We start from the raw sequence: 21,264 nt of genomic DNA, 5'->3' as shown, positions 1-21,264 counted from the left end.
TAAAAGACAGATGCCGCATCCTGATACGACATCAGACAAACCCTGCAAATCCACAGGGAGCCCCCTCAAACGCTGCCTTGGCAAAGGTATTGTTGCTGTTGGCGTGTGCATGCTGGCCTGTGCCGGCGTGGTTCTCCATCACTCCAAAGCCTATGGGCTTCTTGCCCGCATCCATCATGGTCTGATTATCTGCACCCCCGGCACCGGCCTGAGCATGACGTCAGCCTCCGCAGGCCTGCCGCATCAGGACAGCCCCGGCATGCTGCGGCTGGAACTGGCCTCTCAGGAAGATGGACGGGTGGTGGTTGTGCCCGGCTCGAACCCGCTGAACGAGGTTCTGGCCTCATCCCGCCGTGCGCATACACTGCTGATGCTGGATCTGAACGACACCAATCCGGCTGATGTTGCCATGCTGGTGCGTAAAGCCAGAATGCGGGACCGTGTAGTGCTGGTGCCGTCCAGCAAGGAAACCACGCAGGTCGCCCTGCAGGCAGACCCGTCCATGCTGGTTGCCATTCCCGTGCATTCCACGCGGGAAGCTTATGCAGCCCACCGTATGGCGGGGCATCATCCTTACGCGGCGTATCTCTCACCCACCGCAGCACCAGACCTGTTCACGCTGGTGCACCGGGACGCAGAAGCCGTGATTACGGAAAACCCGATCACGACAACTTTCTCGGCAGAAGAATTTCTGGCCGAGCGTCCGGTAGATATTGTCGTTACGCCGCAGCCCACGCAACTGTCCCAGACACTCGCCCGGGACAGCTAATCAGGCTACCGTCTCCCGGCCTTTTCAGGCCGGTAACATGCTTCCCGTTTCTACAAACCGCTGATGCCAGGACAACGCTTCATTCAGCAGATGCGGCGTATGCTTGCCGAACGACTCTTTGCGCGCCCGGTCAAAATAATCCTGCAACATCGGCTGATAATCCGGGTGCGCGCAGTGCGTAATAATCTGCTGCGCCCGCTGCACGGGTGAAAGCCCCCGCAGATCCGCCAGACCGCGTTCCGTCACAAAAATCTGGGTGTCCTGCATGATGTGGTCCACATGCGCCGCCATTGGCACAATGGCGGAAATCTTGCCGCCCTTGGCTGTGGAGGGGGACAGGAAGATGGACAGGTAGGAACTGCGGGCAAAATCGCCGGAACCGCCAATCCCGTTCATCATCTTGGACCCCATCACGCGGGTGGAGTTCACGTTGCCGTAGATGTCGGCTTCAATCATGCCGTTCATGGCAATACAGCCCAGCCGACGGATGACACCGGGACTGTTGCTCACATCCTGCTGGCGCAGAATGATCTTGGTACGGAAGAAATCCATGCGGTTGTTGATCTCTTCCGCCGCATCCGGGCTGAGAGAGAACGATGTGGCAGAGGCCACCCGCATCCGGCCAGAATCCAGCATGGCCAGCATGCCGTCCTGAATCACTTCACTATAGCCAACCAGATTTTCAAACGGGCCTTCATTCAGCCCTTCCAGCACGGCATTCGCCACGTTGCCCACGCCAGACTGCAAGGGCAGCAGAGACGGCGGCAGACGATTCTGTTTGACTTCATGGCTGAAGAAATCGAGCAGATGCCCTGCAATTGCCCGGGCATTTTCATCGGGAGCGGCAAAAGGAGCGTTGCGGTCTCTGTCATGCGCCTTAACCACCGCGACAATCTTGTCCGGGTTTACGCGCAGAGCTGGCCCACCAATGCGGCCATCCGCCGTGCGGAGCGGAATAATGTCGCGCGGCGGGATCCCGCTGACATTCCCGTCCCAGATATCGTGAATGCCTTCCAGACCCGGATTCTGCCAGTCATTGACCTCGATAATCACCTTCTCGGCAATATCCAGAAAGGTCTGGGAATTCCCGACGGATGAGGTCGGAACAATGCCGCCATCTTCCGTAATGGCGACAGCTTCAATCAGGGCAATATCAAATTTGCCGTAATTGCCCTGCACCGCACGTCCGGCAACCTGACCAAGATGGTTATCGAAATATTCCGTCTCACCCTCGTTGATCCGGTTGCGCATGTTCGCATCGGTATTGAAGGGTGAGCGGAACGCCACACCGTTGGCTTTTGCCAGCACACCATCCAGCTGCGGGCCCGTGGATGCCCCGGTAATCAGGCTGATGCGATAGTCTTCACCCCGTGCGTGCGCCTGCTCCATGATGCCAGCCAGAGCTTCCGGCACAGCCTTCGGGTAGCCCGCCCCGGTAAAACCACTGGCACCAACCACGGCACCTGGGCGGATGAGCTCAGCGGCTGTTTCTGCCGAACAGACTTTGCTGCGCAGGGCGACGTTACGAATGCGCTCTTTCATGAGAGGCCTTCCTGTTCTTTATTATTCCTGTTCCGACACGAAGCGGACCAAACGGGCACGAAGCGCTCTATATCCCATTGCTCCACTCCTTCCCACCGGCACACCTGTGGGGCCGGATGATGCGCGTAACGTAGGCAGAAAATTTCAGGCATGGCGCGTCACATGCTTGTGCACAAAACGCTGGCTCACAAAAAATTCTTTCTCCTCCCTTCCCTGCGTCCGCCTGTGGCGCCTACATGGGAAGGAGAAAGATGGATAACAGCAGATGCACACGAGCCTCTTCCTTGACGAAAACGTGAAAGCGGCAATGCGGAAAGGACTCCGCATTGTGGGAGACGTGCATGGAGATTTACAGGCCTTCCGCCACGCAGTTGCCACGGACCGCTTTATTATCCAGCTTGGTGATCTTGTAGATTACGGGCCGGACAGTGCCGGCGTACTGCGCCTGATGCATGATGTGATGCGCGAAGGGCGCGGCCTGTTTCTGATAGGCAACCATGACCGCAAGCTGGGGCGCGCCCTGCTGGGTAAAAAACTGCGGCCCGACCCGCCGCTGGAAGCCACAATGGCGCAGCTCCACCAGCCAGAAAACGCGGATGTGCTGGAGTTCGCGCTGGATATGCTGGAGACAGCCCCGGCCTGGCTGGTTCTGGGCCGGATGCTGTTTGTGCATGGGGCCTTTGATGTGCGGATGCTGATGGAACCGCCTCCCCCCGCATTAGGCCGCGTGACCTTTCTGCTCTCCCGCGCGCTGTTTGGGGAAACCACCAGCAGAGTGCAGAAAGACGGCTTTCCCGAACGCTGCCTGAACTGGGTCAACCACATCCCCACCGGCTACACCGTGTATTGCGGGCATGACCAGCGTTCCACCAATGGCTGCCCGCTGACCATTCCCGGCCGCGCCGGGGGGCAGGCTATCTTTACGGATACCGGAGCAGGAAAAGGCGGCCACCTCGCCTGGCTGGATGTGCCAGCTAACTTTATGGAAGATTCTGGCTCCGCAGTGTAATAGTCTTGCGCGAACCAGTCTTTTATATTACGAAATAGAAACAGAAACGAAGAACCGTGCAAACCGTGACCGACCAGCCCACCCCGACTGATGCCCTGCTGGACCTCCGTCGCAGCATCGACAATATCGACGCCGCCCTTGTTGCCATGCTGGCAGAACGCTTCCGCTGCACCAAAGCCGTCGGCGCGCTTAAAGCCCGCTATGGGATGCCGCCGGCCGACCCGGCCAGAGAAGCACGCCAGATCACCCGCCTGCGCACGCTGGCGGAAGAGGCCCATCTGGACCCCGATTTTGCCGAGAAGTTTCTGAACTTCATTATCCATGAAGTCATTCGCCATCACGAGGCGATTGCAAAACAGTCTTCCGAATCGACTACAAAGTGACGCGCCGCCTCCTTCTGCTGCGGCATGCGGAAGCTGCCAGCCCTCCCGGGGGCGATTTTAGCGAACAGGCCGACCTGGCCCGCCCGCTGACAGCCGAAGGACGGCTTGCCGCCAGCCGATGCGGCGCATGGCTCCGGGCGAACGCTCTGGCTCCAGACCTTATTCTGTGCAGCCCCGCCCGCCGCACGCGAGAGACTCTGGCCGGGCTGGAGCCTTTCCAGCCGCCGCCCGCACTGCCCACCCAGTTCTGCCCCGATATTTATGAAGCCCCACCGTCCGCTCTGCTGGAGCGCATCCGGCAAGCGCCGGCTGAAGCCCGCACTGTGCTGCTGATTGGGCATAATCCCGGCATTTCCGCCCTCGCCCGCTGGCTGGATGATCAGGCGGACGTGCTGGATCAGGGATTCGCAACAGCCTCACTGGCCGTCTTCCATATGTGGGGCTCTGAAATTGCAGACGACGCGTCGCGCTGGGATCAGTGCGATGAGAAAAGCCTGACTTTGGACACATTCGCGCGACCCTAAGGCGCAGAAAGCGCAGTTTTCTGAGCATGATCCTTTTTGATAACGCGCGGTTTATCGCCCACCTGCTTCCTGTTTCTTTCTGGATCGGGGACAAGAATCAGACAGCAGGCCGCCAGTCTGGCAGCGGCTCTACAATGCAGAAGGAAAGATCATGAGCGCATCGCAGAATGAAGGTCAGCGGTCTAACGCAACCCTGTCACTCGGTGGGCGGACGGCTGAACTCCCGGTCCTTTCCGGCACAATCGGACCGGATGTTGTCGATATCCGCAAGCTCCCGGCCGAGATGGGCGTTTTCACCTACGACCCCGGCTATGGCGAAACAGCATCCTGTTCCAGCAAAATCACGTTTATTGACGGGGACAAGGGCGTTCTCCTGCATCGCGGCTATCCCATTGCCCAGCTTGCGGAAAATGCGTCCTATGAGGAAGTCATCTACCTGCTTCTGAATGGTGAACTGCCGAACGAAGGCGACTTCCAGAAATTCTCCAAAACCCTGACCAATCACACTCTGCTGCATGAGCAGATCCGGAATTTCTTCAACGGTTTCCGGCGCGATGCCCACCCCATGGCCATCCTGTGTGGCACGGTTGGCGCGCTCTCCGCGTTCTACCCGGACGCCAGTGATATTGCGATCAAGTCCAACCGTGACCTCGCGGCCATGCGGCTGATCGCCAAAATCCCGACCATCGCGGCATGGGCTTATAAATACACGCAGGGTGAGGCCTTCATTTATCCGCGTAATGATCTGAACTACGCGGAGAACTTCCTCTCCATGATGTTCGCGCGCGTGTCCGAACCCTACAAAATCAACCCCGTTCTGGCCCGCGCCATGAACCGGATCCTGATCCTGCATGCAGACCATGAGCAGAATGCTTCCACATCCACCGTGCGGATGGCCGGCTCCACCGGCGCTAACCCGTTTGCCTGTATTTCCGCAGGCATCGCAGCCCTGTGGGGGCCTGCACATGGCGGCGCGAACGAGGCTGTTCTGAAAATGCTGGCCAGCATTGGCAGCAAGGAAAACATCCCCGACTTCATCGCCAAGGTGAAAGATAAATCCAGCGGCGTGAAGCTGATGGGCTTTGGCCACCGCGTATACAAGAACTTCGACCCGCGCGCGAAGATCATGCAGCAGACCTGTCACGAAGTGCTGGGTGAACTCGGCATTAAGGATGATCCGCTGCTGGATCTGGCGATCGAACTTGAGAAAATCGCCATCAATGACGACTATTTCGTCCAGCGGAAACTCTATCCGAATGTCGATTTCTATTCAGGCATTATCCTGAAAGCCATGGGCATTCCCACCAGCATGTTCACCGTGCTGTTTGCCGTGGCTCGTACCACCGGCTGGGTCAGCCAGTGGAAGGAAATGATCGAAGAGCCGGGCCAGCGCATCTGCCGTCCCCGTCAGCTCTATACCGGCTCACCACAGCGAGACTTTGTAGCACTCGACAAACGCTAAGGCTCTTCCGAGCCTCACCGTTTAAAAAGACCGACGGATTTTGCGCCTGTAATGCGAAAGCATTCAGGCGCAAAATGCCTTTAAAGTCCCTAAGACCAATCCTAGCGCACTGCGTGCCAGTGGTTTCTCAGACTTCGCCCCCCCAGATAAAAAGCATGGCGTGCCCCATAGCCATGCCTGAGTGAGATGCACGCCGACAGGCTCAAACGGCTTCCCACGCGCATCTTTCCAGACAGCACCAGCAGCCAAAGCCTGAGCGCACCTCTCCACCAAAGGGAGACGTCCCTCAGCATTAGCTTCACCCTGCCATTTCTCAATTTTTTATTTAAAAACAAAAATCTAAAGAGTATTTTTCAGAAACAGTCTGAAGCCCTTTAGGCATGCGCCAATAAAAAAAGCCAGACCGGGCAACCCGATCTGACCTCTCCTAAACACCCAACACTCTGCCTTATCGGCTGAGTGAATTAATCGCAGTCACACCCTTTTGTCGGGGATTTAGACTCACGCACCACGTGATGATCAATCCATTCAGAGACCAGACGGCGAGCTTCGTTCAAAGACGATTCAGGATGATGAATACGATACAGAGTTGTGCAGGCATGGAAAGCGGTCACATCCTCTGTGCCGACTTCGCGTAACTCCTGATACGCCGTGACGACAGCTCGCTCGCATTTACGCGCGATCCGACTTAGTTCAACAGCCACAGCACTATCCTTAATTAATAATCACTCTCAACAACTCAGATTAGACGCCAATTCTACTCAATATGCAAGGCACAATGCGCCTCCAGAGCCCTTATTCTGATCACAAGTTTTTACATGCCTCATAATACAGCCTTCGCGCTTGCTATAAGGCCCATCGACTTCTTAAAATAGCCGCCACACGGCCTGCTTCATCCAGAACGTGCCGGGGCCAGGGTGAAAGACTATCAGTCAAAACGCGCACATGTCCGTCTTCTATTAAACGGCGCGCCACACGCCCACGCACACCGCGCAAATCCTGCTCACGCTCCATCAGGAAAACCGGCTTATCCGCCACACAGACTTCCGCCAGCATGGCCATATCGCCGCCGCCCACCACCACACAATCGGAGCAGGCCATAAACCCCAGAAGCGGATCTTCATCCGGCTCTCCCTGCCGCCAGACCAGCAGGAAGGTGTCGGACAGCCCGGTGATAAAAGCGTCCGTCAGGTCCGGTTTGCTGTCATCGCGCACCACCAGCAGCACAGAGCCCCCTTGTCGGTTAACCATCCCCGCCAGCTTTTTGCCATGCAACAAAGCCTCTTCCTGCGTGCGGTAGGCCTGTGCCCCTACAAGAACCGTCATGCGCGGATGCGGCAGATGCTCCAGCCGCTCCTGCCAGGCCTTGCCTGCACGGGCCAGAAGAGCGGGTGAAACAATCGTCATTGGCCCGAGCGTTGGGCAGAATTTGGCCGTGGGGGCAGCAGGAGATGGCGCAACCACCAGATCAAACGGCATGGAGCGCAGCATGGGCGCAGACCGACCTTCATGCCGCACGCACCACACCACAGGGCACCCGGCCCGACGCGCGGCTTTGAGGGCCGCATAGCCCGAGCGCCAGCCGGACGTGAGGATCAGCCTCGGCTCTCGCCGTCCTTCCAGAAACGAATCGAGCGCGAGCATTTCCATCCGCACCCGCCGGAACAGGCAGCCCAAGCGGGAGGCCAGCACATAGGCCAGTCCCGGCTCGGACCCAACGGTGGTCTCTACCACCCAGACAGGCGCCAACTTTGTTACAGAGAAGGTCATTTTCTCATTCCGGCACGCAAGACTGAGATGAAGCATAGATTTTCACAGCGCCGGGGGCTATGCCAAAGCAAATTCCAACCGCCATAATCAAGGAAGCGCTTCATGACGTCACCCGCAAACCTGGTCGCCCCTCATTCTGGCGAGACCAGCGACTGGGATCGCGATGCGGCCCTGTGCACGGCACGTCTGCTGCTGGAAATCAAAGCCATCAACTTTCGCCCGGAAGAGCCTTACACGCTGACCTCCGGCTGGAAGTCCCCGGTTTATATCGACTGCCGCCGCATCATCTTCTTCCCCCGCGCCCGCGCCAAGATCATGGAACTGGGTGTGGAAAAAATCGGCCGTCATGTTGGTTATGAAAGCATCGACGCCGTTGTAGGCGGGGAAACCGCAGGCATTCCCTTCGCGGCATGGATGGCTGACCGCATGATGCTGCCGATGGCCTATGTCCGCAAAAAGCCTAAAGGCTTTGGCCGCAACGCCCAGATTGAAGGTGATGTGCCGGAGAACATGCGCACCCTGCTGGTGGAAGATCTCACCACGGATGGTGCTTCCAAGGTTGCTTTTGCCAATGCGCTGCGGAATGCCGGTGCGCTGATCAATCATGCTTTTGTCATCTTCTATTACGGGGTCTTCCCGGGGGCTCATCAGTCTCTGACGAACATGAACATCTCCCTGCACGCCCTGTGCACATGGTGGGATGTGCTGGAAGCCTGTTCAACGCGTCCTTACTTCTCGGAAGAAGCTGCGGCAGAAGTGCGGCGCTTTCTTGAAAACCCGGCTGCATGGTCTGCTCGCCACGGTGGCGTCGGCAGTCTGGAAGAAGCCGCAGCCTTCAAGGCGAACAAAGACAAGCCTGCCTGAGTTTAGCGTTCCATGACCACCCCTGCTTTCTCTAACCCCCGGCATATTCTGGCATTTGATTCCGGAATTGGGGGGCTGGGGATTGTCAGGGCGATTCGCACACTCTGCCCCGCCGTCTCCGTCAGCTATCTGGCAGATACGGCAGTTTTTCCGTACGGCGAGCAGGATGATGCCTTCCTGACGAACCGCATCGTCTCCCTGCTTTCCGACGCCATTCAACGCCTGCGCCCGCAAGCTGTTGTTGTGGCCTGCAATACCGCGAGCACACTGGCGCTCGATGCTCTGCGCATCGCCTGCCCGGATGTACCGTTTATCGGCTGCGTGCCCCCCATCCGTTGGGCCGCCCGCACAACAAAAACCCACGTCATCGGCCTGCTGGCTACTCGCGCCACCACCAAGCGCCCTTACCTGAGCACGTTGCAGGCGCTTTACGCGCCTGACTGCACGCTGATTGCCCATGCCGCACCGGGGCTTGCTGCCTGCGCGGAGCGGGTTTTCCGGGGCTATGCTGTGCCGGATGACGATATCAGAGCCGAAATCAACGGTCTGTTCACCCGTGACTGCTCCGCTGAGCTTGATACGGTCGGTCTCGGCTGCACGCACTACACCTTCGTGCTGGACCAACTCCGGGCCGTTTCACCCCCCGGCATTACATGGCTGGACCCGGCAGAGGCAGTCGCCCGCCACACTGCAACCATTCTCAGCCCCCTGCCTGACTGCACGCCCCTGCCGGAATCCACCCGCGCATTGTTCACGGCCGAACCACCAGACAGCGCAGCCCTCATCAAAGCCCTGCCCGCTTACGGCTTTGATAATATTGCTTTGTGGAATGCTCTCTAAGCACGGGGAACACCTTCCTCCCGACGCGGCCCGTCCCTACCGTTACGGATTAGGGCGATAGCGCACTACCACACAGAATCGACCACCAGCGCTTGAAACTTGCGGCATGCCCCCCATTACAGACTCAGCGCCCACAGAAATGAACCACTCCTGTATGACGCGCCTTTAAACAGAGGAATTTTTCCGATTATGCATTTGCGAAAACTGGGTGTGAACGGCCCGCATGTCTCGGAACTTGGCCTCGGCTGCATGAGCATGTCCGGCATGTATGGGCCGACAGACCGCCATGAGAGTATCGCCACCATCCACGCAGCACTCGAAGCCGGCATCACGCTTCTCGATACTGGTGATTTCTATGGCATGGGCCATAATGAAATGCTGATTGGTGAAGCCCTCAAAGAGATCCCGCGCGACCGCTTTCTTGTCAGCGTCAAGTTTGGTGCGATGAGGGATCCGGCCGGCAACTGGGGCTCGTACGACGCACGCCCCGCAGCCGTAAAGAACTTCCTGGCCTACACTCTGCAACGGCTGGGACTTGACCATATCGATATCTACCGGCCAGCCAGACTAGACCCGGCTGTCCCTATTGAAGAGACAATCGGTGCCATCGCAGACATGGTTCAGGCTGGCTATGTCCGGCATATCGGCCTCTCAGAAGTCGGCCCGGAAACCATTCGACGCGCTGCCTCCGTCCACCCGATCAGCGATCTTCAAATTGAGTATTCGCTCATCTCGCGTGGCATTGAGGACGCAATTCTTCCAGTCTGCCGAGAGCTTGGCATCGGTATTACCGCATACGGTGTGCTTGCACGCGGTTTGATTAGCGGACATTGGCAGGGTGCCACGGGGCCGGGAGATTTCCGTGTCCATAGCCCCCGCTTTCAGGAAGGAAATGTCGAGAGAAATCTCGCCCTTGTCGAAGCGTTGCGAGACATTGCACACCGCAAAGGGACAACAGTAGCCCAGCTCGCCATTGCATGGGTCGCAGCTCAGGGCGATGACATCATACCGCTTGTGGGCGCTCGCAGGCGTGACAGGCTTTCTGAAGCTGTTGGTGCGCTTGATTTCAACCTGACACCCGAAGATTTAGCTCTGATTGAACAGGCCGTTCCCAGAGATGCAGCGGCTGGAGAGCGCTACAACTCAAAACAAATGGCCGTCCTTGATAGTGAAAAATAGGGACACTCACTCTATCCATAAAAAAAGGGTGGCCCATCCGGCCACCCTTTCCAATTTCATACACCTGCTGTCAAAACGCGATTTAGCGTTCCCGGCTCGCTGAATAGCTGGCGGTTTCAATCAGCAGAGAATGAATTTCACATTCCGGGAACTGCGCCAGTGCCTCACGGGCCTTAGCTGCATATTCTTCCGCTTTGCGCAGTGTTGCGCCAATGGCATCGGTTCGGGCAATCAGCGCCAACGCTGCGTCCAGATCTTCCGGCTTCTGCTCGGAGTCTTCAATCACGCGACGCCAGAAAACCCGGTCTTCCTCGCTGCCTGCTTCATAGGCTGCCAGAACCGGCAGGGTGACTTTTCCTTCACGGAAATCATCGCCCACTTCCTTGCCCAGCACGGCCTGATCCGCAGCGTAATCCAGCGCATCGTCCACCAGCTGGAAGGCCATGCCCAGATTAGCGCCATAGACCCGCAGGGCCTCGCGCTGTTCCGGTGTGGCCTCGCCAATCACGGCCCCGGCTTCACACGCGGCAGCAAACAGTGCCGCGGTTTTGCCATAGATCACCTGCAAATACTGATCGACTGAGGTGGAGAGATCATTCTGCGTGGTCATCTGCATGACCTCGCCTTCCGCCAGCGTGGCAGAGGCCGCAGAGAGAATCGCCATCACATCCAGCGAGGCATCGGCTGTGAGAATCTGGAACGCCCGGGCGAACAGGAAATCCCCCACCAGCACGGACGCCTTATTGCCAAAAATGGCATTGGCGCTGGCGAGCCCACGGCGGAGCTGGCTTTCATCCACCACATCATCATGCAGCAGCGTGGCGGTATGAATAAACTCGACGCAGGCCGCAATTTCGACATGCCGCAGCTTGCCGTCCTGATTATCGTACCCGCAGAGCCGGGCCGCAGCCAGCGTCAGCAACGGACGCAGGCGCTTGCCCCCAGCGGCAACAAGATGCGCGGCGAGTTGCGGGATAAGCGCAACCGGGCTTTGCATTCGCGCAACAATAACCTGATTACAGGCGCGCATATCCTGCGCGAGGTAATCGGCCAGGGCTTTTAAGCCCGCTTCTCCTGGCTTACTCACAGAAACACTAGATCCATCCTGGCTTGTGGCCCTACCAGATTCTGGCAGACTAACTGCAACACCCAAACGCTATATCCCCCAGCCATGGGATGAGTTGACGCCCAACCATATGCGGGGCACCAGAAAAACGGTCAAGCTCCAACCGCCTCAAGACTGCCAGACACTTTTAGTTAAGACCCGTTTATGGCCCATCCTTCAGACCTTTCTCATGATACCTTACTGGGGGGCCGGATTGCCTACTCCCAGTTCCGCATTGGTTACAGAACCGGCCTGGAACCAGTGCTTATGGCTGCTGCCGTTCCTGCCCGCGCCCCGCAGCGCGTGGCGGAAATCGGCTGTGGCGCGGGCGCTGGCCTTCTTTGCCTGAGCCAGCGCATAGCAGGGCTGACAGGCACAGGCGTGGAGCAGAACGCGGAGACAGCCACCCTCGCCCGCCAGAACCTCAGCGCGAATGCGCGAGAGGGACTCACTATTCTCAATGCCCGTTTTCCGGAGATGCTGCCGGACGGGCTGTTCGATCATTGTTTTGCGAATCCGCCCTGGCATGACCCTGACGGCACGGCCTCCGTCATTGAACGGCGCGACCTCGCCCGCAGAGCCCAACCGGACACCCTGAAACTCTGGATACGCGGCAGCGCACGCCTGCTCCGGCATAAAGGCAGCCTGACGCTGGCACTACCCGTGAGCCTGATGGCCGCCGCCATCGCCCAACTGACGGAAAGCGGCTTTGGCGGCGTGACCACCTACCCCTTCTGGCCCAAGGCCGGACGAGAGGCGCGCATTCTCCTGCTGCAAGCCCGTTACGGCGTGCGCAGCCCCGCCCGCCTGCTGCCGGGTATGATTTTGCATGAAGAGGATGGCAGCTTCACAGCGCAGGCACGTGCTGTGCTGGAAGACGGAGCAGCCCTGCCCGGTCTGCAAGAGGTACGCGTCCCTCTGGAGCCACGCCGAGGGCGCAACGCAACCTGAACGGCTCTCTCTAAGGCTTCCAAACAGGTCTGGCGTAGCCTTTAGGGGACTACGCCAGACAAAAATTCAGAACCCGATTTTCAGAACCCGGTCGACTTATTCGAAAACAGACGCCTCAAAGGCTTCTTCCCACGTCCCCGTGGTAGAGGCACGGCTATATTCCGTAGCCCGGTTTTCAAAGAAGTTGGTGTGTTCCACCGCGTTCAGCATGTCATCCAGCCAGGGCAGCGGGTTGGTCGTCGTGTTGTAGAGCGGGTCCAGACCAAGCTGGATCAGGCGACGATCGGCAATGAAGTGGATGTAGGTTTTCACCTGCTCCGCATTCAGCCCCTCGACCGCACCCATTTCAAACGCGAGGTCAATAAAGGCCTCTTCATGCTCAACAATGGTCGCACAGATTTCGCGCAGTTCCTGCTGAAATGCATCCGTCCAGATTTCCGGGTTTTCATGGATAAACTCACGGAACAGGCGGATCACGGACAGGCAATGCAGCGTTTCATCCCGCACGGACCAGGAGACAATCTGCCCCATCCCCTTCAGCTTGTTGAAGCGGGGGAAGTTCAGCAGAATGGCGAAGGAAGCAAACAGCTGAAGCCCTTCGGTAAAGGCCCCGAACGCTGCCAGCGTCTTGGCGATTTCATGCTTGCTGTCCACAGAGAACGCCTGCATGTAATCATATTTATCCTTCATTTCCTTATACTTAAGGAATGCAGAATATTCCGTCTCCGGCATCCCCAGCGTATCAAGCAGATAGCTGTAGGCCGCGATATGGATGGTCTCAATGTTGGAGAACGCTGAGAGCATCATCAGCACTTCAGTCGGTTTGAACACCCGGCTGTAATGCTTCATGTAGCAGTTGTTCACCTCAACGTCAGACTGGGTGAAGAACCGGAAAATCTGCGTCACAAGGTTCCGCTCGCTGTCATTCAGCACGCGGTGCCAGTCTTTCACGTCATCAGCCAGCGGCACTTCTTCCGGCAGCCAGTGCACACGCTGCTGCGTCAGCCAGGCATCGTAAGCCCACGGATAGCGAAAGGGCTTGTAGACGGGGTTTGCGGTCAGCAGGTCGAAATGCTGTTCCTGTTCGCCCGTTCCGGCAGGTTTTTCGCTCATGAGACTATCCTTACAACGGAAAGTTTTAAAATCATCTGGTTACGAGAGGTTATGAAGATTTACTGGCAGGCCAGACATTCATCATAATTGCTCCCGTTAGACGTCGGGGCTTCGGGTGCGACACCTGCACGCTGGGCGGCTTCGGCAGCCAGAACGCCTTCCTTGGTCAGCACGTTACTCACCGTGTCCGCCCGCTGGATAGACAGGGACCGGCAGTAATACAGAGACTTCAGGCCCTTCTTCCAGGCCATGTGGTGGATCTGGTGCAGGTCACGCTTATGCACGTTGGCGGGCAGGAACAGGTTTACTGACTGCGCCTGACACACATACGGCTGGCGGTCTGCCGCATGTTCTACAATCCAGCGCTGATCCAGCTCAAAGGCGGTCTTGAAGACATCCTTTTCCTGCTGGGTCAGGAAGTCCAGCTCCTGCACACTGCCTTTGTTCAGGGTGATGAAGGACCAGATTTCCTCCGTATCCTTCCCCTTCTCTTTCAACAGTTTCTGCAGGTGGCGGTTGCGCACCGTAAAGGAGCCGGAGAGCGTTTTCTGCAGGAAGACGTTTGCCGCAATCGGCTCAATCCCCGGGCTGGCATTGCCAGCAATGATGGAGATGGAGGCCGTCGGTGCAATGGCCATCTTGTTGGAGAAGCGTTCCTGAATGCCATACTCCGCCGCATCCGGGCAGGCCCCGCGCAGGTCCGCCAGCTTGCGGGAAGCCGCGTCAGCCTGCTCACGAATGTGCTTGAACACCTTACGGTTCCAGACCTTCGCCACAACGCCTTCAAACGGCACATTCTTGGCCTGCAGGAAGGAATGGAAGCCCATAACGCCAAGCCCGACGGACCGCTCACGCGAGGCCGCATAAGCCGCCTTCTTCATTTCCGGGGGCGCGCGGTCAATAAAGTCCTGCAGCACGTTATCCAGGAACAGCATGACGTCTTCAATGAACTGCGGATTTTCGTTCCACTGATCCCATGTTTCCAGGTTCAGGGAGGACAGGCAGCACACAGCCGTCCGCTGTTTGCCGTGGTGATCAATCCCGGTCGGCAGCGTAATTTCCGAGCACAGATTGGAGGTCTTGACCTCAAGCCCTGCCAGCTTGTGGTGCTCAGGCCGGGCGTTGTTCACATGGTCGGAATAGACGATGTACGGCTCGCCCTGCTCCATGCGGGCCGTCAGGATACGAATCCACAGCGCGCGGGCCGAAACCTTACGGATCACGGAATTATCGCGCGGGGAAAGCAGGCCCCATTCTTCATCCGCTTCCACAGCCCGCATAAAGGCGTCAGACACCAGCACGCCATGGTGCAGGTTCAGCGCCTTACGGTTGGGGTCCCCCCCGGTCGGGCGGCGGATTTCTACAAATTCTTCAATTTCAGGATGCCAGACCGGCAGATACACGGCAGCCGAGCCACGACGCAGAGATCCCTGACTGATAGCCAGAGTCAGGCTGTCCATCACGCGGATGAACGGAATCACACCGGACGTCTTGCCGTTGCGGCCAACATTTTCACCAATGGAGCGCAGGTTACCCCAGTAGGACCCAATGCCGCCGCCCTTGCTGGCCAGCCAGACATTCTCGTTCCACAGGCCGACGATGCCGTCGAGGCTGTCACTAGCTTCATTCAGGAAGCAGGAAATCGGCAGACCACGGGTGGTGCCGCCATTGGACAGAACCGGCGTTGCAGGCATGAACCAATGCTGGCTCATATAGTCATAGATACGCTGTGCGTGCCCTGCGTCGGCCCCGTAATAGGACGCAACACGCCCAAAGAGATCCTGATAGCCCTCATCCGGCAGCAGATAGCGGTTATCCAGCGTTGCCTTGCCAAACGGCGTCAGCAGGGCATCGCGAGAGCGATCCACGCGCACCTGATGGTGGCCGGGCAGCTGCACCATGTCTTCCAGCTTACCGGGTTCAAACAGGTCTGCTTCTTCCCCGGAGCCGGACATGGAACGACGGCTTTCATTTTCCTGAACGTCGATCAGACTCATGGTGGCGTGCTCCGGTTTTTTGCATTTGCGTGATCTGGCTTGAGAGGCGCTAAGACACACAGGAGTCATGCCCCGCGCTCTCGTGCCTCACCATATGTCGCGTTCATGCGACATATGCGCCCCTATATCTAGTGATTTTTTTACGCTCACAGACCCAAAAAAGGCTTGTGTTTGAAAAGATGGCAGTTTCTGGCTGATCATAAATTATTTCAGCCGGCCAAAGTTTTTTTAGCCCGCGTTGATCAGCCCCGACATCTCCATCCGGCGTCGTGACTCTGTAATCCCGTCTGCCACAGCCAGAGCTGCAGCCAGAGCGCGTCGTCCGGCCCGGGCATCCACCTTAACGGGCGCGCCGTCAAGACAAGAGGCCACAAAAGCCTCATGCTCCGCAAACAGCGAATCATGATCTTTCCATGAAATCGCTTCCCGACGGAATCCGCCCGTGCCGGGCAGCGGCAGGCCTTTCTCCCGGCCAATCATGGTCAGCTCACGCTTCCCGAAATCTGCCGACAGATAGCCTTCCTCAGAAAACAGCCGCATCCGGCGCTCTGTCTTGAGGGAAATGCGGCTGGCGGTAATGGTCGCCACACAGCCGTTTTCAAAGCGCACACGGGCATTGGCGATGTCTTCGTATTCCGAACTGACCGCCGCCCCCAGCGCATCCACCTGCTCAATGGGGCTGTCCACAATCGCCAGAACCAGATCCAGATCATGAATCATCAGGTCCAGAATAACGGACACATCCGTGCCACGCGGCTTGAAGGGCGCAATACGCGTCGCCTCAATATAGAGAGGCCGGGTGATTCGTTTGGTAATGGCCTCATGCTCGGCGGAATAGCGCAGCAGATGCCCGACCTGACACACCAGCCCGCTCTGCTCGGCGAGCGTGATGAGGAAGTCCGCCTGCTCCAGCGTCGCGGCCACGGGCTTTTCCACCAGAACATGCTTGCCAGCCCGCAAGGCCTCTGTCGCCAGGTCAAAATGATATTCCGCAGGGGCCGCCACCACCACGGCATCACACGCGGCCAGCAGCTCTTCGACTGACCCCATGACCGGGCAACCGGCTTCCTTTGCCACCACGGCCGCCCGCTTTGCATCCGGGTCGAACAGACCAACAAGAGTCTCGCGGGGCACCTCTTTGACCTTCAGGGTATGGTACCGTCCAAAATGCCCGGCCCCAATCACCCCAACCCGCAGCGTTTTGTCCATCTTTCCTGACCTTCCCGACCCTGTGCCTCATGGCGTTGCCGTCAGCGGTAGCAGCCTCCGACCAAAATCCCAAAATCACGCGCGTCCTGCAAAAAGCACACCGCCCCCAAAAGCCCCGGATGTCCGGCAGTCCGTAAAAAAACCATAAATTTTTCCGCCCCGACCGAATCCGATCGTTTCGGAGCCATTCCGCTATTTGTGGCTCTTCCGCCCCGCTTCAAAGCCGGGTGTGCCTCGGAAATGTGATGCAACCCCGCCACTGCCGCCCGCCGAATCCCGCCACACAGGTCTGCAAATGTCTGTGGAGTGTTGCATCGCACGCAAGGGAGCGGCATGTTCCGGGCGACAAAAATCGATTGATCAGGTGAGAATGTATTACAGCCGCCTCAAGTTGGCCTCGGTACTGGGTGTGTGCCTTTTAGGGCTGCTGCTCTGCCTGCCCAATGGTCTGCGCAATCCCTTCCCTTCCATGCCCTGGCGCCAGATTCATCTGGGGCTGGATCTGCGCGGCGGGTCCTATCTGCTCATGCAGGTAGACCTCAAAAGCCTGACGCATGACAGGCTGCAAACCCTGGCGGACAGCACGCGTGAGACGCTGCTGAAGTCCCAGCTCGGCTACCGCAACATCACCACCAATGCGGACGCCAGCACGGTGACCTTCATGCCGCGGGATGCATCGGAAACGGAAGCTGACCTCGCAGCCCTCAACAAGCTGCCGCGCGTCGTCCCCAACGAATTCAGCGTGAAGAAGCAGGATAATGGCAGCATTGTCCTCACCCTCTCTCCGGAAGCACTGAAAGCCCGTGCGCGGGAAGCTGTGACGCAGTCCATCGAGATTGTTCGCCGCCGTATTGACGCCACCGGCGCGGTTGACCCGGAAATCACCCGTCAGGGCGATGACCGCATTGTGGTCGAACTGCCCGGTGTGAGTGACCCGGAACGCATCAAGGCGCTACTGGGCACCACCGCAAAAATGACGTTCCGTCTGGTGGACCCCAACCCCATGCACGCAACGGCAGCGCCTCCGGGCGTGAGCCTGCTGCCGATGTCCACTGAGGGCGAAGGGCCGCCGCTGCCGGTTTATGACCATGTGGACGTGGACGGCACGGACCTGACCAATGCTGGCGCTGTGATTGATTCCCAGAGCGGCGAATGGGCAGTGACCTTCACGTTCGATTCTGTCGGCACGCACGCGTTCTCCACGGTCACGCAGGCCAATGTCGGCCGTCGCTTTGCCATTGTGCTGGATAACAAGGTGATTGAAGCCCCGGTCATCCGCTCCCCCATTACGGGCGGCAGCGGCCAGATTACCGGCGGCTTTGATGCTCAGAAAGCAACTGATCTGGCTCTGATGCTCCGCGCAGGCGCCCTCCCGGCCCCGCTGAGCGTTATGGAACAGCGCACCATCGGCCCGTCTCTTGGTGCCGATTCCATCCGGGCCGGCATGCTCAGTCTGGCGGCGGGCTTCGTGTTTGTTATCCTGTTCATGGCGCTGTTTTACGGCCGCTTTGGCTGGTATGCGAACGTCGCCCTGCTGGCCAATCTTGTGCTGATGGTCGCCATTCTCTCCCTGTTTGAAGCCACCCTGACCCTGCCGGGCATGGCCGGGATGTTGCTGACACTCGGGATGGCGGTGGATGCCAACATTCTGATCAATGAACGCATCCGGGAAGAAGTTGCTCGGGGCCGCACGCCTCTCGCGGCCATGCAGGCCGGGTTTGAACGCGCCACCTCCACTATTGTGGATAGTAACGCCACGGCCCTGCTGGCCCACGTCATGCTGTTTGTGTTTGGCACAGGCCCTGTGCGTGGCTTCGCGCTGACCATCACCATCGGTATCGTGACCACCCTGTTCACGACCCTCCTGCTTTCCCGACTGCTTATGGTCCGCTGGTATGCGCTCACGCGCCCGACCAGCCTGCCGGTCTGAGACGAGGCGCTTATGTTTGGACGTCCTCTCCTGCGTTTTGTGCGCAAGGATACCCATATCAACTTCATGCGCGGGCGCTATGCGGGCCTGATTGTCTCGGCTGCGCTGTCTCTGCTCTCCATCGTGCTGTTCATGCATCCGGGCCTGACACTGGGGCTGGATTTCCGGGGCGGCATTGTGGTGGAGGCCAAAACCTCTGGCCCGGCTGATTTTGCCAAGCTGCGCAATGCTCTGGCCGCACATAATGTCACGCACGCCTCCATTCAGGCTTTCGGCGCGCCGGATGATGTGCTGATCCGTCTGGATGCAGGCGATGAGCAGCAGACCAACGCCATTGTCGACACCGTGCGCCACGCGGTTGCGGAAGCCCAGCCGGGCACAACCGTCCTGCGGGCTGATGCTGTTGGCGCATCTGTGTCCTCAGAACTGTTCCGCAACGGCATGCTGGCCCTCGGTCTCAGCCTTGCGATGATTCTGGGCTATATCTGGTTCCGGTTTGAATGGGAGTTCGCCCTCAGTGCCGTCATCACGCTGGTGCTGGATCTGACCAAGACCATGGGCTTTCTGGTCATCACTGGGTTTGAGTTCGATCTGGTGATGGTCGCTGCCATTCTCACCATTCTGGGCTACTCCACCAACGATAAGGTGGTGGTGTATGACCGTGTGCGTGAAAATCTACGCAAATATCGCACCATGCCGCTACGGGAACTGATTGATCTCTCGATCAATGAGACCCTGAACCGCACACTCGGCACCTCCTCCACCGTCTTTCTGGCGTCTCTGCCGCTGGCTCTGTTTGGGGGCACCACGCTGTCCGGCTTTGCCTGGACCATGCTGTTCGGGATTGTGGTCGGCACGTCCTCTTCCATCTTCATCGCCGCCCCACTCCTGCTCTTTATGGGCGAGGGTCGCCTGAAGCGGGATGCCAAGCCTCCCGCCCCGCGCAAAAGCGCCTGAAAACGCAAAAAGCGTTCCGCACCTTTCGGTCGGAACGCTTTTTTTATAAGGGGCGCCAGACATCCGTCCCTGCCCGTATTCTTTAAAAATCCGCGCCCTTAACGCCGCACCACAGAGGGTAGCGTGGCATCAACCGGCTCAATCACTGCCAGAAAATTCTCCATCGCCTGCCCGGCATTTTTGATGCCCGCGCCGGACGGGCTGTATTCTGCATTCAGAATGGCAGCCAGCGCAGTCCGGTCCGCATTCACAATCTGCACAAGGCGTTCTGGTGAGACGAGGCCGGACATCACCTGCCCACGGGCCATGCCGCTGGCAATCACGTAGCTATATATCAATGTGCGGGGTGTGGGGTTTATCGCCACTCTGCCTGCGGAAGACTGGCAGCCTGCCAGCACCGTAAGACCTGCAAGGCCAGCCATCAGGCGAAAAAAAACCGGAAATCCAGATACGGAGCGCGTCATGCGACGAACCTACTCCATATCTGTCTTTCCGGTAAATCTTCTCAGCGCCCCGTAGGACGCCTCAGATCAGACGAATGAGTCTCAGACCTTGCGGGCTGCCAGTTCGTCACGGATCTGCTCAAGCAGAACTTCCGTTTTGGTCGGTGCCGGGGGTGCAGCCGGTTTAGCGGCTTCCTGCCCGTGCAGGCGGCTCAGCACTTTAACAAACCAGAAGATGACCAGAGCCATGATCAGGAACTGAATGACAGCATTCAGGAACAGACCGACATTCAGCGTAACGGCACCGGCTTTCTGAGCGTCCGCCAGCGTTGCCAGATGCGGGCCTTTCAGCGTGATGAAGAGGTTGGAGAAATCAATCCCACCAATCACCAGACCCAGCACCGGGTTGAAAATGTCTTTCACCAGGCTGTTCACAATGGCGGTGAACGCCGCACCGATGATGACACCAACGGCCAGATCGATAACATTGCCACGCATAATAAAGGCGCGGAATTCGCCCACCCAACCCGGGGTGTGCACATGAGATTTAATGTCAGCCATAAGCCACTTTATCCTTTTGAAGGCAGAATATCCTGCTGTCTGTATCCAGTATGAACCCTTTTTAACAAGTCTAAACCACCCCGATTCGCCGACTTTCCTCTCCGGACGTGGCTTTTACGGCAACACCGACACATTTTTCCGCCCCCTACCCGGTAAAAACCAATCAGGAAGGCCGCATGAGTTATTGATCCCACCTGCACAGACGGCTATACGCACTCGCACGCATAGCCCGGTCGGTATCGGGACAGCCTTTTGAACAGAAAGACGCAACACATGAAATCCGGCATTCACCCTGACTACCACGAAATCACCGTCATCATGACCGATGGCACCGAATACAAAACCCGCTCCTGCGCAGGTAAAGCTGGCGACACGCTCCGTCTGGACGTGGACACGAAGTCTCACCCGGCATGGACCGGCGTGCAGCGCATGATGGACACCGGGGGCCAGGTTGCGAAGTTCAACAAGCGCTTTGCTGGTATCGGTACGCGCTCCAAGGCCTGATCAGCCTCCTCTTTATCAGATCAGTTAAAAAATCGGGAACCCCGCCTCTTGAATCAGGAGGCGGGGTTTTCCACGTTTAGTTTCAGGAAGAATGCCCGAAGACGGGGTTCTTCTCTGATTGTTACCTGCCGTAGCAAGCCCGCCAGACACTG

General features: G+C 58.2%; 21 protein-coding genes. 12 read left to right on the top strand and 9 right to left on the bottom strand.

Annotation, left to right across the window (positions count from 1 at the left end; all coding sequences use genetic code 11):
* The first annotated feature begins 10 nt into the window (after positions 1-10).
* Positions 11-769 (top strand): hypothetical protein, encoded by a 759-nt coding sequence (locus KP703_RS01720; protein ID WP_062140059.1) that lies wholly within the window; start codon positions 11-13, stop codon positions 767-769.
* A gap of 24 nt (positions 770-793) precedes the next feature.
* Here KP703_RS01720 and KP703_RS01715 read toward each other — a convergent pair whose 3' ends face one another.
* A complete protein-coding gene (locus KP703_RS01715; protein ID WP_062140057.1) occupies positions 794-2,311 on the bottom strand; it encodes an acetyl-CoA hydrolase/transferase family protein in 1,518 nt (505 codons plus the stop codon).
* 265 nt (positions 2,312-2,576) lie between these two features.
* Between KP703_RS01715 and KP703_RS01710 the strand changes: the two genes are divergently transcribed.
* The 4 genes from KP703_RS01710 (at position 2,577) to gltA (ending at position 5,689) form a co-directional block, all read left to right on the top strand.
* The gene (locus tag KP703_RS01710; protein ID WP_215753611.1) at positions 2,577-3,320 is read left to right on the top strand and encodes a metallophosphoesterase; all 744 of its coding nucleotides are present in this window, start codon (positions 2,577-2,579) and stop codon (positions 3,318-3,320) included.
* Positions 3,321-3,385: 65 nt separating this feature from the next.
* Complete coding sequence (locus KP703_RS01705) at positions 3,386-3,703, top strand: chorismate mutase (RefSeq protein WP_197463965.1); 318 nt, start codon at positions 3,386-3,388, stop codon at positions 3,701-3,703.
* A complete protein-coding gene (locus KP703_RS01700) occupies positions 3,700-4,227 on the top strand; it encodes a histidine phosphatase family protein (protein ID WP_062251051.1) in 528 nt (175 codons plus the stop codon). Before KP703_RS01705 ends, KP703_RS01700 begins: the two co-directional genes overlap by 4 nt.
* Before the next feature lie 151 nt (positions 4,228-4,378).
* Positions 4,379-5,689, top strand: a complete 1,311-nt coding sequence (gltA, locus tag KP703_RS01695; protein WP_062251050.1) for a citrate synthase — start codon at positions 4,379-4,381, stop codon at positions 5,687-5,689.
* Positions 5,690-6,153: 464 nt separating this feature from the next.
* Here gltA and KP703_RS15560 read toward each other — a convergent pair whose 3' ends face one another.
* Positions 6,154-6,393, bottom strand: coding sequence for a hypothetical protein (locus KP703_RS15560; RefSeq protein ID WP_082779472.1), 240 nt, complete (start codon positions 6,391-6,393; stop codon positions 6,154-6,156).
* Between the two features lie 142 nt (positions 6,394-6,535).
* A complete protein-coding gene (locus KP703_RS01690; protein ID WP_215753610.1) occupies positions 6,536-7,459 on the bottom strand; it encodes an ELM1/GtrOC1 family putative glycosyltransferase in 924 nt (307 codons plus the stop codon).
* A gap of 102 nt (positions 7,460-7,561) precedes the next feature.
* On the opposite strand from KP703_RS01690, the gene KP703_RS01685 reads away from it, so the two are divergent.
* From KP703_RS01685 to KP703_RS01675, 3 genes are all read left to right on the top strand, one after another.
* On the top strand, positions 7,562-8,323 hold the full coding sequence (locus tag KP703_RS01685; RefSeq protein ID WP_025828154.1) for an orotate phosphoribosyltransferase: 762 nt from the start codon (positions 7,562-7,564) through the stop codon (positions 8,321-8,323).
* A gap of 12 nt (positions 8,324-8,335) precedes the next feature.
* Complete coding sequence (locus KP703_RS01680; RefSeq protein WP_215753609.1) at positions 8,336-9,163, top strand: glutamate racemase; 828 nt, start codon at positions 8,336-8,338, stop codon at positions 9,161-9,163.
* A 189-nt stretch (positions 9,164-9,352) separates the two neighbouring features.
* A complete protein-coding gene (locus KP703_RS01675; protein ID WP_062272680.1) occupies positions 9,353-10,342 on the top strand; it encodes an aldo/keto reductase in 990 nt (329 codons plus the stop codon).
* An 82-nt stretch (positions 10,343-10,424) separates the two neighbouring features.
* On the opposite strand, the gene KP703_RS01670 is transcribed toward KP703_RS01675, so the two are convergent.
* Positions 10,425-11,495 (bottom strand): polyprenyl synthetase family protein, encoded by a 1,071-nt coding sequence (locus KP703_RS01670; RefSeq protein WP_062272679.1) that lies wholly within the window; start codon positions 11,493-11,495, stop codon positions 10,425-10,427.
* Positions 11,496-11,612: 117 nt separating this feature from the next.
* On the opposite strand from KP703_RS01670, the gene KP703_RS01665 reads away from it, so the two are divergent.
* Positions 11,613-12,398, top strand: a complete 786-nt coding sequence (locus tag KP703_RS01665) for a tRNA1(Val) (adenine(37)-N6)-methyltransferase (protein WP_215753608.1) — start codon at positions 11,613-11,615, stop codon at positions 12,396-12,398.
* Between the two features lie 96 nt (positions 12,399-12,494).
* Here KP703_RS01665 and KP703_RS01660 read toward each other — a convergent pair whose 3' ends face one another.
* The 3 genes from KP703_RS01660 to KP703_RS01650 form a co-directional block, all read right to left on the bottom strand.
* Positions 12,495-13,511: a ribonucleotide-diphosphate reductase subunit beta gene (locus KP703_RS01660; RefSeq protein WP_062140026.1), complete on the bottom strand. Its 1,017-nt coding sequence runs from the start codon at positions 13,509-13,511 to the stop codon at positions 12,495-12,497.
* A 59-nt stretch (positions 13,512-13,570) separates the two neighbouring features.
* Positions 13,571-15,508, bottom strand: a complete 1,938-nt coding sequence (locus KP703_RS01655) for a ribonucleoside-diphosphate reductase subunit alpha (protein ID WP_062140024.1) — start codon at positions 15,506-15,508, stop codon at positions 13,571-13,573.
* A 228-nt stretch (positions 15,509-15,736) separates the two neighbouring features.
* Positions 15,737-16,717: a Gfo/Idh/MocA family protein gene (locus KP703_RS01650; RefSeq protein WP_062140022.1), complete on the bottom strand. Its 981-nt coding sequence runs from the start codon at positions 16,715-16,717 to the stop codon at positions 15,737-15,739.
* A 364-nt stretch (positions 16,718-17,081) separates the two neighbouring features.
* On the opposite strand from KP703_RS01650, the gene secD reads away from it, so the two are divergent.
* Both secD and secF read left to right on the top strand, forming a co-directional pair.
* Positions 17,082-18,647: a protein translocase subunit SecD gene (gene secD / locus KP703_RS01645; protein ID WP_197463969.1), complete on the top strand. Its 1,566-nt coding sequence runs from the start codon at positions 17,082-17,084 to the stop codon at positions 18,645-18,647.
* Positions 18,648-18,659: 12 nt separating this feature from the next.
* Positions 18,660-19,604 (top strand): protein translocase subunit SecF, encoded by a 945-nt coding sequence (secF, locus tag KP703_RS01640; RefSeq protein WP_062140018.1) that lies wholly within the window; start codon positions 18,660-18,662, stop codon positions 19,602-19,604.
* A gap of 98 nt (positions 19,605-19,702) precedes the next feature.
* Here secF and KP703_RS01635 read toward each other — a convergent pair whose 3' ends face one another.
* Together KP703_RS01635 and mscL are read right to left on the bottom strand one after the other, a co-directional pair.
* Positions 19,703-20,068: a hypothetical protein gene (locus KP703_RS01635; RefSeq protein ID WP_215753607.1), complete on the bottom strand. Its 366-nt coding sequence runs from the start codon at positions 20,066-20,068 to the stop codon at positions 19,703-19,705.
* A gap of 81 nt (positions 20,069-20,149) precedes the next feature.
* Positions 20,150-20,608, bottom strand: coding sequence for a large conductance mechanosensitive channel protein MscL (gene mscL / locus KP703_RS01630; RefSeq protein ID WP_062140014.1), 459 nt, complete (start codon positions 20,606-20,608; stop codon positions 20,150-20,152).
* A 273-nt stretch (positions 20,609-20,881) separates the two neighbouring features.
* Here mscL and rpmE point away from each other — a divergent pair, with 273 nt between their 5' ends.
* On the top strand, positions 20,882-21,112 hold the full coding sequence (gene rpmE / locus KP703_RS01625) for a 50S ribosomal protein L31 (protein ID WP_043552419.1): 231 nt from the start codon (positions 20,882-20,884) through the stop codon (positions 21,110-21,112).
* Positions 21,113-21,264 lie beyond the last annotated feature (152 nt).

The organism is Acetobacter sp. P5B1, from assembly GCF_018811985.1.
GTDB classification, from domain to species: domain Bacteria; phylum Pseudomonadota; class Alphaproteobacteria; order Acetobacterales; family Acetobacteraceae; genus Acetobacter; species Acetobacter cerevisiae.
This window is presented reverse-complemented; position numbering and strand designations above follow the sequence as displayed.